Here is a 13,025-nt window from a genome sequence, read left to right as displayed (position 1 = left end):
TAACATTATTAGCAAGTGTTTCTTTGAGTTCGTGCATTACCATTAAAACCGATGGGAGTGGCTCCTATGGAAATTATCAAAATTCTGATTATAATTCAGTAGAAAATTAATCCTCAAAACCGATGGAAAGTCGCGAGTTTTTTGTCTCCCACTTTTCAGAAATCAATGCCAATTCTGGAATGAAATTTTTCATTAAAAAATCTGACAAGCAAAAGATTGTAGTCAATTCAAATGCACTTGGATTAATTGTAGTTTCTTCTGAAAATGGCGTCTTGAAAGTGAAATACGACAATAATAGTTCACTACAAAACGTAAAAACTGAAGTAACTGTTTATACCAATGATTTTAAAAAATTAGATGCTTCAAGTGCAGGAAAAATTTTGATTTCGGACGATTTTAAATTGGATATACTAGTTCTGAATTTGAATAGTGCAGGTCAAATTTCGGGAAATATTTTTGCCGATAAACTGAATATTGTTTCAACGAGCGCTTCGGGAATTGATGCCAATGTTCAAGCCAAAAATATTGATGTAGAAGCAACTTCCGCCTCAAAAGTAAAGTTAAGCGGAACAACCAATAAAGTCAATGTGGAAGCAACAAGTACTGCAAAAGTCTATCTTGAAAATTTGAAATATCAAAATCTGAATCAAGAAGTAACCTCTCTTGCAAAAGTGTACACGAAATAAAATCAATCTCAAATTTCAAATAAAATGATTACCACAGAAAACCTCTCAAAAATATACCGCACCGACGAAGTGCAAACTACCGCATTAAACAAAGTAAGTCTAAAAATAAATGAAGGCGAATTTGTCGCAATAATGGGACCTTCAGGTTGCGGAAAATCTACTTTGCTTAATATTTTAGGACTTTTAGACCACGCTTCAAGCGGTTCTTACAAGTTTCTAAATAACGAAGTTGTTGGAACAACCGAGAAAACAAAATCGGTTTTAAGAAAGAAAAACATTGGTTTTATTTTCCAAAATTTTAATCTGATTGATGAACTTTCTGTTTTTGAAAACATTGAGTTGCCATTACTTTATAACGGAGTTCCTTCTTCCGAAAGAAAAAAGCGTGTCAACGAAATAATGCAAAAAATCCAAATCGACCATCGTGGAAAACATTATCCACAGCAACTTTCGGGCGGTCAACAACAGAGAGTTGCCGTTGCAAGAGCATTGGTGACAAAACCAAAACTCATTCTCGCCGATGAACCTACAGGAAATTTGGACAGCAACAACGGAAACGAAGTGATGAATTTACTTGCAGAACTTCACAGAGAAGGTTCCACCATCGTGATGGTGACACACTCTTCCTACGATGCAGGCTTTGCTTCCCGAATCATCAATATGAAAGACGGCGAAATTTTCAATGAACAAATTTCCGACAGAACGAAGGATTATTTTGAAAAATCGCAGGAAGATTTAGCACTTTAAAAACATTCAATTTCCATAAACTAAAGTAAACCTAACAGGTTTTCAAAACCTGTTAGGTTTCAAAAAAATTAAACACATAAGTCACATTAGAAAATATACGCGCAAAAAAGTTCACAAAAGATGGAAATCTTTGATTTTCAAACTAAAGTGTTCTAAAATAAGAAGAATAATTGGCTAAAAAAACTTATGTGACTAATGTGTAAAAAAATACGCATTACAACTTGAAACTTGAAACAAAAAAACTATGTTAAGAAATTGGCTCAAAATAGCATTCATCAACTATAAAAAGAATTGGCTTTCCACATTTATCAATCTTTTCGGATTGACTTTGGGATTGACAGGATTTATGCTGATTCTGCTTCATTGGAATGATGAAGCGAGTTATGAACAATGGAATCCACAGAAAAAAGACATTTATTTTCTTCAACAATATTATAAGACAGAGGATTGGACGAACAATAATATGTCTTACCAAATGACAAAAACCGCAACCGACGAACTTCCCGAAATTGAGGATTTTGTAATGTTTGCTTACGATAATACGGAAGGTTTGATGAAAACCAATAGTGGTAAAAGTCAGTACGTAAAAGACGGCGAATCTGTTTCGGAAAGTTTCTTTAATTTTTTTCCTTTTAAATTAAAATTTGGTTCTTACAAAGATGCTTTGAGCGATTACAACAAAATTGCTTTGTCGGATAAATTAAGCCAACAACTTTTTGGTGACGATAATCCTGTTGGAAAAGAATTGACATTGAGCGATGCAAAATATATCGTAACAGCGGTTTATACTTTGCCTGAAGGAAATTCTGTAGTGAAGCCTAATTATGTAGTCTTATCGCAAACGATGAAAGACGACCGCGAAAACATTAAGAAAGGTTATCAGAATTGGGGAAATAATTCTTACCAAGCATTGGTGAAAATAAAGCCGAATTCAAACATTGCAAATGTTGAAAAGGATATTTTTGAAAAAGTTCTTATTAAGAAAAGATATCCGAAAGAACAGTTGCAAAAAGAAAATGTAACGCTTGAAGAAATGCTTACTAAATACGGTCCGAACGAATTTTATCTCACTCGTTTAGATAAGGCAAGATTAGAGGCAAAATCAGGTTTCAAGGGTAAAGCAGATTATAAAACCATCAAAATATTATTTGGATTATCAGTCTTGATTTTGATTCTTTCAGCCATTAATTTCATCAATCTAAAAACCGCTCAAGGTTCGCAACGCGCAAAAGAAGTCGGTGTGAAAAAAGCGATTGGAAGCACGAAAACCCAATTGATTTTTCAGTTTTTGGTTGAAGCAATGCTGATTTGCGTCTTCGCTTACTTCCTTTCATTGGTTTTAGTGGAGTTGCTTTTACCTTCCTACAACAAGTTTTTGGATAAAGAAATGGCGATGAATGATTGGACAATTTATTCTTATTCTGCGATAATGACTTTTCTTGTAGTCTTGTTTTCGGGCTTAATTCCTGCTATTTACCTTTCTAATTTTAAACCAATTAATACTTTGAAGGGAAATTTCTCAAGAAGCAGTCACGGTGTTTGGTTGCGAAACGGAATCCTCACTTTACAATTGATTATTTCTTCATTCTTCATCATTGGCGGAATCATCATTCATCAACAGGTGAAATATATGATGAATAAAGATTTAGGATTCAATGGAAATCAGGTTATTACCATTTATTACAGTACAAAAGATTTGAGTTATAAAAAATATGAACGTCTAAAAACCGAACTCAAAAAAATAAACGGAGTAGAAGATGTGACTTTTGGAGAAGCAACACCGACAACAGGAGGAAGTTCCTCTAATATGGATTGGCGCAATAAAAGCGTAACCGCACAACACGGTGCAATGGATTATAACTTCCTAGATTTCTTTGATATGAAATTGGTAAAAGGAAGAAATATTTCGCCAAAATATTCGTCGGACACCATAAATACAGTTTTGGTTAATGAAACTTTTATTAAACAAATGGGTTGGACAGCGGATGATGCGTTGAAAAATGAACTGAAACCGGGATTTGACGATAAACAATATAAAATCATTGGCATAGTGAAAGATTACAATTTATGGAATGTAAAGGGTGAAACGCCTGCAGTAGTTTTCTTCCACTATTTTGTAACCGAATGGAAAAGGAATAATATGTATTTTATGGAAGTAAAACTCAATAAAAATGATATTGATGGAACCGTTTCAAGAATCAAAAATTTTTGGGAAACAAAAGCAGAACCAGGATATCCTTTCAATTACTCATTTGTAAATAAAGAATTCGCCAAAACCTTTGAGAAATATCAAAAACAACAAACACTTTTTACAATTTTAAACATCATCGTTCTTACGGTTGCATTACTCGGTTTATTCGCACTTTCATCATTATTAATCGAACAAAAACTAAAAGATGTCGCCATCAAAAAAACATTAGGTGCGTCCGAGAAATCAATCGTTTTGGATTTGACGAAAAAGTTCTTGATAATTTCTGCAATCGCTGTGTTGATCAGTATTCCAATCAGTTATTATTTTATGAACGAATGGCTGAAAGATTTCGCTTACCGAATTGAAATGCCTTGGTTTCCGTATGTGTTGAGTTTTGTGATTTTACTGCTTTTGACTTTCGCTGTTGTTAGTATTAAGGCGTATCGTGCAACACAAGTGAACTTGGTGAAATACCTTAAATACGAATGATTTTAAACACATTAGTCATATTAGAAAAAATGTAAAGTGCGAAAAAAGCTCACATAAGATAAAAATCGAAGATTTTTGAGCTTAAGTGTTCTAAAATATGAGGCATGAAAATCTAAAAACTTATGTGACTAATGTGTTAAAAAGAAGATTCAACATGAAAACCTGAAACTTGAAACAAAGAAAAATATGTTACTAAATTGGCTAAAAATAGCATTTGCAAACTATAAGAAAAATTGGCTTTCGACGCTCATTAACATTCTCGGTTTAAGTTTTGGATTGGCAATTTTTCTATTGGTTTTCATCAATTGGTTGGATGAAAAATCTTACGAGAAATGGGTTCCGAACAAAGAAAATATCTTTATGTTGGAATACAAAAATTCTGCATTTGGATATATGACAAGTTCAAGTTACCCAATGTTGGAGGTTTCTAAGGAAAGATTTAAGGAAATTGAGGATTTCGCTATCGGTAACATTTGGTATGGAAATAAGCAACGCCTTAATTATGGAAATATTTCCTGTTATGTAGATGCGGGAAGTGCTACAAGTTCATATTTTGAGTTTTTTCCATACGAAAAAATTGCAGGAAATTATAAGGATGCATTGCAAAATGACAATCAAATTGCCCTCTCCGAAGAAACTGCAAAACTACTTTTTGGTAAAAATTATAAAAATTGTATTGGAAAGACCGTTGTTCAGGACAATAATGGTAAGTCCTATCTCATTTCTGAGGTATATAAGTTGCCAAATTCAAACACGGTTTTTAAACCGGGTTATCTTACGCGTCCTGAAGGCATTAAAGACAATAAAGACCAATGGTTGAACTTTAGTTACATCGGATTTTTTAAACTGAAACCCAATACAGATGTTGTTGCTTTACAAGAAAAATTATCAAACCAATTGCAGAAAGAGGAAAAAATAATGTCTGAGAAATGGGGAGAAAAGTATGATGAAAAGAATAAAACCGAAGTTTTCTTGACATCTTTAAGCACGATGAAATTGGATGCACAAGGCGGAGGAATTGATAAAGGCGACAAGAAAAATATTTTGATTTTAATGGGACTTTCGGTGTTGATTTTGGTTTTATCTGCAATCAATTTAATAAACTTAAAAACCGCTCAAAGTTCACAACGTGCGAAAGAAGTTGGCGTCAGAAAAGCGATTGGAAGCACCAAAAATCAATTGATTCTACAATTTTTGTTGGAAACATTTATCCTTTGTGTATTTTCCTGTTTTCTTGCTTTCGCTTTGGTCGAACTTTTACTACCGTTTTACAGCAAATTTTTAGGTAAGGAAATCCAAATTGAAAATCTTAATTTATATGGTTATGCGTTACTAATAGTGATATTCCTTTCGTTGCTTTCAGGAATTATTCCGGCAATTTATCTTTCCAATTTTAAACCTATTAATACTTTGAAGGGAAACTTTTCAAGAAGCAGTCACGGTGTTTTTCTAAGAAATTCAATTCTAACTTTACAATTAATTATTTCTTCTTTTTTCATTATTTCTTCATTGATTATCAATTCACAAGTGAATCATATGATGAATAAAGATTTGGGATTCAAAGGCGACCAAACCATTCAAATAGATTTCAAAAAAACCGATTGGCGACAAAAAGATTTCAACAAGAATAAATACGAGAGACTGAGAAACGAAGTTAAAAATATTCGTGGCGTTACCGATGTCACAGGTTCTGTTCTTACGATTGGAAACGGTTATACCAATATGTCTTCTGTAAAAAATGCGGAGGATACAACAAAAGTGATTAATAGTGCAGGTTTAGGAGCGATAGAATTAAATTATTTTAAATTTTACAAAATAAAGTTTGCCTCAGGTCGTGATTTTGATTTGCGAAAGAGTTCTGATACGATTTCCGGTGCAGTAATTAATGAAACTTTTGCAAAACAAATGGGTTGGAATAATGAAAATGCTCTGGAAAAGGAATTTATTCCGGGTTGGGACGGAAAAAAGAAATATAAGGTTATTGGTGTGGTAAAGGATTTCTATTTTCAAGGAGTTCACGCGCCTGTTGTTCCGGTTACATTCTTTAATTACGAGCGAAATTGGGCTAAAAACAATATGCATAATCTTCAAATAAAAGTTTCAAAAGATGATATTGAAGGAACTTTGAAAAGAATTGAAAAGTTTTGGAAAGAAAAAGCAGAACCGGGATATCCTTTTGATTATCATTTTGTAGATAAACATTTTGCCAAAACTTTTGAGCAGTTTAAAAAACAGAGAATACTGTTCACAATTCTGAATTCTGTGGTTTTAATTGTAGCATTACTCGGTTTATTCGCACTTTCATCATTATTGATTGAGCAAAAGTTGAAAGATGTCGCCATCAAAAAAATATTGGGAGCATCAGAAAAATCAATCGTTTTAGATTTAACGAAAAAATTCTTGATCATTTCTGCAATAGCGGTGTTAATAAGCATTCCAATAAGTTATTATTTTATGAATGAATGGTTGAAAGATTTCGCATACAGAATAGAAATGCCTTGGTTTCCTTACGTTTTAAGTTTTGTGATTTTGTTGCTTTTGACTTTCGCTGTTGTGAGCATTAAGGCGTATCGTGCAACGCAAGTGAACTTGGTGAAATATCTTAAATACGAATAATTTTCAAACACATTAGTCACATTAGAAAGAAGATAGGACGCAAAAAAGTTCACAAAAGATAAAATCAAAAATTTTCGAATTAGTTTTTTCTAAAACAAGAAGAATGACTGTCTAAAAAACTTATGTGACTAATGTGTCAAAAAAATAGTCTATGAAAAGTTTAAAATATATTTTAATATTAATTTCTTCAGCAATTTTTGCCCAAAATTGGACTTTGCAAAAATCCTTGGATTATGCATTAAAGAATCATTCTTTAATCAAGCAAAGCATTCTTGAAGTTCAGAAATCCGATCGCAATATTGCTATTGCAAAAGGAAATCTTTTGCCTTCTGTGAATGCGGGAATCAATCACAATTACAGTTTTGGTTCCACGATTGACCCTTCCACAAATTCAAGAAAAACCTTGAATACGCAATACGATCAATTCAGGATTTCAATGCCGGTTGAACTATTTAATTGGAAAAATTATGGAGAAATTAGCTTAAGTAAACTCAATAAAGAAAGTTCGGAATACCGATTAAAATCTGCACAAAATGATATTTCTTTAAATGTGATTCAACAGTTTTTTCAGTATCAATACGACAAAGCGTGGTTAGAGGTTTTGCAAACCCAAATTTCAGGAATAGAGGAGCAGATCAAGCGTACCGAAAAAGAAGTGGAAATTGGAAACCGTCCGAAAAGTGATATTTACGACATCAAAGCCAATCTCGGAACGATAAAGGAACAATGGATTTCTGCACAAAATCAAAAAGAACTTTCAAGAATTATTCTTCAAAACGCCATTGGTTTGTTGGATGATAAAATTGACTTTGTCTTAAATGAAGAAAATCCTGAAAACGTACTTATCAACAATGAAGATTTCGTTCAAAAGTTATTGGAAAAGAATCCACTTTATCAGAATGCCATCAAGCAAAATGAAATTGCTTCAAAAAGTATAGAACTTGCAAAATCTGATTATTATCCAAGACTTTCAGGAATGTACCAATGGTCGACATTTTTCAGTAAAGAGCTGGGAAAAGAAGCTGCATTTCAATTTTCAGAGCAGTTTAAGCAGAACAAAAATAATTACGTTTCTTTCGGTTTGGATGTTCCCATTTTCAATCGCTTTCAAACCAAAAATAGGGTAGAACTCGCAAAACTTTCTGAGGAAAATACTTCTTTGGAAAAAGACAAAATCGTCTTAGAACTCACAAAAAATCTTAAAACCATTGAGATTCAATACCGAAACGCACAAGAAAAGTATAACGCTCTCGAAGAAAACTTTGAAAATCAAAAACTGTCCTTTCAAAAATCCGAGGAAAAATACAAGGAAGGAATGATGGACGCCTACACTTTTTTTATGGTTAGAAACTCTTGGCTTCAAGCGAATTACAACTTGATTAAAAGCAGATATGATTTGATGTTGCAGAGTGAATTGGTGAAGGTTTATTTGAAGGATTGAAGGAGGTTTAAACAGGAATTAAAACTCATTTATCGCATTATCAATATCTGAATTATGTTTTTTGGATAGATGTTTGACTTTTAGTTTGGAAACAGTCCAATCTTCTGGAAGCTCACCTTCTTTACAAATAACGCTTTTTTCATATCATAAAAATTGACTAAATTATGCTCCTTTTTGAAAAGCAATAATCTATGTCAAAAAATCTCTCCCCACGCCAATCCCTCAATAAATCATTTCTTAAAATAAAGCCCAACAGAATTGAAATTGAAAACTTCAAAAGGAGTTTTATTACATTGTTGGATGACATTAATGAAAAGGAATCAGAGGAATTTCAGAAAAACTTGATTTCCAATTTTCTCAAGCAAAATGCATTTGAAGGCAATTATTTCATCAATACGAAAGGTAGAAATGATTTGGTTATTCATAACGACAAAACCGCAAAAAGTTCGGTTGGTGTAATTATTGAAACTAAACAATCGGGGAATAATGCGGAAATGATGACGACTAAGAAACTGAACACAAAAGCGTTTCAGGAATTGGTTCTGTATTATTTACGGGAGCGGATTACACATAAAAATTTGGAGATAAAACATCTCATTGCAACCAATGTTTACGAATGGTTTATTTTTGATGCGAATACTTTTGAAAATTGTTTTGCAAAAAACAAAAATCTAGTAAAACAGTTTGAAGATTTTGAAAGTAAGAGATTATCAGGAAACACGACCGATTTCTTTTATTCTGAAATTGCAAAACCTTTCATCGATGAGGTTGTACATCATATTGAATATACTCATTTCAATCTTAGAGATTATGAAAAGTTTGTCCGAAACAACAATCCGAAAGACGACAATCAACTGATTGCTTTGTTCAAGATCTTGTCGCCGTCTCATTTGCTGAAACTGCCTTTTATTAATGATAGTAACACGCTTGATAAGAGTTTCTACAATGAATTGCTCCACATTATCGGACTTACGGAGACGAAAGATGGCGGAAAAAGATTGATTGAAAGAAATAAAGAAAATCAGCGAAATTCGGGTTCGTTGATGGAAGATACCATCATTCAGTTGGATACTTTGGATAAAGTAGGTCGCGTGAAAAAATCGTTTCTCTACGGTGATAATTACAATGAGAAACTGTTCAGCATTGCACTTGAACTCAATATCACTTGGATAAATCGTGTACTTTTTCTGAAACTTCTAGAAGGTCAGTTGATTAATTACCATAAAGGCGACAAGTCGTATGCATTTCTCAATTTTGACAAGATAAAGCAATACGACGACCTCAATACTTTGTTTTTTCAGGTTTTGGCAAAAAGGTTTGAAGACCGAAATTCTGATGTCAGCAAAGCATTTGCAAAAGTTCCTTATCTCAATAGTTCGCTTTTTGAACCGACAGAATTGGAGCATACTACTTTAATGATTAGCAATCTTCGTGACGATAAAAACATCCCAATTCTCAATTCCACAGTTCTGAAAGACGAACAAGGCAAAAAAAGAACAGGCGAACTGAATACTTTGCAGTATCTTTTCGAGTTTTTGGATGCGTACGATTTTGCGAGTGAGGGTTCAGAAGAAATTCAGGAAGAAAATAAAACCATTATCAATGCCTCTGTTTTAGGACTTATTTTTGAAAAAATTAATGGTTATAAAGACGGAAGTTTTTACACGCCTGGTTCCATCACGATGTATATGAGCCGTGAAGTTTTGCGAAAAGCCGTTCTTCAAAAATTTAATGAAACAAAAGGTTGGAATTGTGAAAGTTGGTCGGACTTAAAAGAAGATATTAATCAGTTTGTTAAAAACTATTCCGCAGGAAGAAGAGAAGCAAGGAAGGAACTTAATGTTATTTTTAATAGTATTAGAATTTGTGATCCTGCAGTTGGTTCAGGACACTTTTTGGTTTCTGTTTTAAATGAGTTGATTTATATAAAGTTCGAACTCAACATTCTTGTTGATAGAAAATTTGAAGTCTTAAATGATTATGAAATTTCAGTAGAAAATGATGAATTAATAATCGAGGCAGATAAAGTATTCTTTAAGTACAATCCTAAAAATTCGGAAAGTCAGCGAATTCAAGAAACGCTGTTTCACGAAAAGGAAACCATTATTGAAAACTGTCTTTTTGGAGTTGATTTAAACCCCAATTCTGTGAAAATTTGCCGTCTTCGTCTTTGGATTGAGTTGCTGAAGAATGCGTATTACAAATCCGAAAATGAGTTGGAAACCTTGCCGAATATTGACATCAATATCAAAAATGGTAATTCATTGATTAGCCGTTTTCCGTTGGATAGTGATTTGAAATCCACATTCAAGAAAACCAAGGTTTCTGTGGAGGACTATAAGCAAGCCGTTTCCGATTATAAAAGTGCTGAAAGCAAAGAGAAGAAACGCAATCTCGAAAAATTTCTAGAAGATTTGAAATCTGATTTCAGGTCAGAAATCAGCAGAAACAGCAAAGAAGTTAAATCTTTGAACCTGCTTCGTGGCGAATACTACAACAAATACGGAAGCGAACAACTTTTTGAAGTGGAACTTTCTAAAGCTCAACAAAAAGACAAAAAGGATTTGGAAACCAAAATCCGCAAATTGGAAGATTTTATTGAGGAAATAAAGAACAATAAAATCTACGAAAATGCTTTTGAGTGGCGTTTTGAATTTCCTGAAGTTTTGAATGATGAAGGCGACTTTGTAGGTTTTGATGTGATTATTGGAAATCCGCCTTACATTCAGTTGCAGAAAATGGGAGCTGAAAGTGATGCATTGGAAAAGGTCGGTTATAAAACCTATGCAAAAACAGGAGATATTTACAGTTTATTCTACGAGCAAGGAAATAATGTGCTGAAAAAAAATGGTTTCTTGATGTTCATTACTTCTAACAAATGGATGCGCGCAGCGTATGGCGAAAGTCTGCGAAAATTCTTTGTGGAAAAAACCAATCCGCTTTTATTGATTGATTTCTCGGGAAATCAAATTTTTGATACAGCAACTGTTGATACCAATATTTTGATGTTTGCAAAGCAGAAAAATGAATTCAAAACAGAAGCCTGCATCATCAAAGAAAAGCTGTTAAATAATTTGAGCGTTTTTGTTAGACAGAACGCACAAAAATGTGAGTTTTCGATAAGTGAAAGTTGGGTGATTTTAAGCCCAATTGAAAAAAGTATTAAAAGAAAAATTGATGAAGCAGGAACACCTCTAAAAGATTGGGATATTAATATTTACAGAGGAATTTTGACGGGGTATAACGAAGCATTTATAATTGATGGGAAAAAGAAAGATGAGCTAATTGCTGAAGACCCAAAATCCGCTGAAATTATACGACCTATTTTACGTGGCAGAGATATAAAAAGGTACGGTTATGATTTTGCGGATTTATGGTTGATAAATTCACATAATGGAATTAAGGAAAAGGGCATAAAACCAATAAATATTGATGATTTTCCTGCGATTAAAAAGCATTTAGATAAATATTATTTTGAGTTATCAAAAAGAGCTGACAAGGGTGAAACTCCTTACAATTTGAGAAACTGTGCTTATATGGACGATTTTTCTAAGCCAAAAATAATTTGGAAAAGAGTTGGTTCCATTTTGAAGTTTTGCTACGATGAAAATGGAACAATGGCATTAGATAGCACTTGTTTTGCAACAGGAATATATATGAAATTTTTAGTCTGTTTTATGAACTCTTCAATAGGAAATTATTTATTATTAGATTCACCAAAAACAGGAACGGGAGATCTGCTTATTAGTGTTCAAGCAGTTGAACCAATCGTTGTTCCATTGCCTAGTGATGAGAATCTACAATTAACGAATGCTTTATTTGAATTGGCTTTAAAAGAAGATAATGTAAATAGCAAAATTAATAATATCTTCTATAATATTTTTGAATTCACAGAGGAGGAAATTCAATTTATAGAGGAACAAATTAACTAATAGAATTTAATAGCTGTTGAACTGAATTTTCTATTTCTTCGATTTCAAAATTATCAAAGCCAAACAAACCATATACATATTTATCAATTTTATCATAATCTAATTCACTCGTTAGATCTACAATTTCTGATAAATCGTTATCAATAGGGAATGGTAGATTTTGAAAATAATCTGTGAAAATCTTAAAGCCCGTCTGATCAAATGAATAAATGTAATATCTGAACAAATATCCACACAATGTGGAATTTAAAAGAAGCCATAAATACTCCAAATTTTTTCCAACAATGAAGTAGCAGTCATTTCCAAAGAAAAAATTCTTGTCATTATCTAATGCAAATCTTGGGAAATTAATGCTATTACTTTTTGCTATTCTCATTATTCCAGGATATATTATTTTCTGCTTAGAAAAATCGTCCCAATAACTTATAGAATCCTGAGTTTCAAACCATTGATTATTAGTCTTTTTGCGTGCTCCAACATCGCCCGTCTGCTTCAATCTGTCATAGCCAAAACTCAATAGATGCTGTTTTATCGCAGGAAATAGCTCTATATCAATTTTCAAACTTGGAAATGTAGTGATAATGTAAAGGTCTGCGAATTCATAAGAATAACGCTTTATATCTCGTCCTCTTAATAACGGTCGTATAATTTCTTCACTTTTAGGATCCTGTTCTATAAGTTCTTTTCGCTTTTCCCCACTTATGATAAATGCTTCATTTAATCCTGTTTTTATGCCATAATTGATTGAGATGTCCCAATCTTTTAATGGAACACCAATACGTTCTATTTTTTCCTTAATCTGCTTTTCAATGGTTGAAAGAATTACCCAAGAATCTGATTTTTCAAAAGCCGAAATCACCGAGTTCTGTCTAACAAAAACGCTCCTTTTGTATGATGAAAAAATAGCAATGTTTTATTCTATG

Annotated in this window: 7 protein-coding genes; 6 read left to right on the top strand and 1 reads right to left on the bottom strand. The window is 32.8% G+C overall.

The annotated features are described in order from the left end of the window. The first annotated feature begins 122 nt into the window (after nt 1-122). The 6 genes from OK344_RS11090 to OK344_RS11065 all read left to right on the top strand — a co-directional run bounded on the left by OK344_RS11090 (nt 123) and on the right by OK344_RS11065 (nt 12,102). Nucleotides 123-686, top strand: coding sequence for a GIN domain-containing protein (locus tag OK344_RS11090; RefSeq protein ID WP_265144845.1), 564 nt, complete (start codon nt 123-125; stop codon nt 684-686). A 24-nt stretch (nt 687-710) separates the two neighbouring features. Continuing rightward, the gene (locus OK344_RS11085; protein WP_123247839.1) at nt 711-1,433 is read left to right on the top strand and encodes an ABC transporter ATP-binding protein; all 723 of its coding nucleotides are present in this window, start codon (nt 711-713) and stop codon (nt 1,431-1,433) included. A gap of 244 nt (nt 1,434-1,677) precedes the next feature. Further along, the gene (locus tag OK344_RS11080; protein WP_265144842.1) at nt 1,678-4,113 is read left to right on the top strand and encodes an ABC transporter permease; all 2,436 of its coding nucleotides are present in this window, start codon (nt 1,678-1,680) and stop codon (nt 4,111-4,113) included. A gap of 186 nt (nt 4,114-4,299) precedes the next feature. Continuing rightward, on the top strand, nt 4,300-6,729 hold the full coding sequence (locus tag OK344_RS11075) for an FtsX-like permease family protein (protein WP_265144841.1): 2,430 nt from the start codon (nt 4,300-4,302) through the stop codon (nt 6,727-6,729). Between the two features lie 151 nt (nt 6,730-6,880). Beyond that, on the top strand, nt 6,881-8,170 hold the full coding sequence (locus OK344_RS11070; RefSeq protein ID WP_265144840.1) for a TolC family protein: 1,290 nt from the start codon (nt 6,881-6,883) through the stop codon (nt 8,168-8,170). Between the two features lie 191 nt (nt 8,171-8,361). Continuing rightward, the gene (locus OK344_RS11065) at nt 8,362-12,102 is read left to right on the top strand and encodes a DUF7149 domain-containing protein (RefSeq protein ID WP_265144839.1); all 3,741 of its coding nucleotides are present in this window, start codon (nt 8,362-8,364) and stop codon (nt 12,100-12,102) included. On the opposite strand, the gene OK344_RS11060 is transcribed toward OK344_RS11065, so the two are convergent. Next, entirely contained in the window at nt 12,095-12,961 is an 867-nt protein-coding gene (locus tag OK344_RS11060; RefSeq protein ID WP_265144837.1) for a TaqI-like C-terminal specificity domain-containing protein, read from the bottom strand. The genes OK344_RS11065 and OK344_RS11060 overlap by 8 nt on opposite strands. Between the last annotated feature and the right edge of the window lie 64 nt (nt 12,962-13,025).

Source organism: Kaistella yananensis (assembly GCF_026107505.2).
Taxonomy (GTDB): Bacteria; Bacteroidota; Bacteroidia; order Flavobacteriales; family Weeksellaceae; genus Kaistella; species Kaistella yananensis.
The sequence above is the reverse complement of the archived record's forward strand: the minus strand, read 5'-3'. Positions and strand labels throughout refer to the sequence as shown.

What these genes read in the sequence shown, in the direction of transcription:
- OK344_RS11090 (WP_265144845.1), top strand. Translation starts at nt 123, where the DNA reads ATGGAAAGTCGCGAGTTTTTTGTCTCCCACTTTTCAGAAATCAATGCC.
- OK344_RS11085 (WP_123247839.1), top strand. Translation starts at nt 711, where the DNA reads ATGATTACCACAGAAAACCTCTCAAAAATATACCGCACCGACGAAGTG.
- OK344_RS11080 (WP_265144842.1), top strand. Translation starts at nt 1,678, where the DNA reads ATGTTAAGAAATTGGCTCAAAATAGCATTCATCAACTATAAAAAGAAT.
- OK344_RS11075 (WP_265144841.1), top strand. Translation starts at nt 4,300, where the DNA reads ATGTTACTAAATTGGCTAAAAATAGCATTTGCAAACTATAAGAAAAAT.
- OK344_RS11070 (WP_265144840.1), top strand. Translation starts at nt 6,881, where the DNA reads ATGAAAAGTTTAAAATATATTTTAATATTAATTTCTTCAGCAATTTTT.
- OK344_RS11065 (WP_265144839.1), top strand. Translation starts at nt 8,362, where the DNA reads ATGTCAAAAAATCTCTCCCCACGCCAATCCCTCAATAAATCATTTCTT.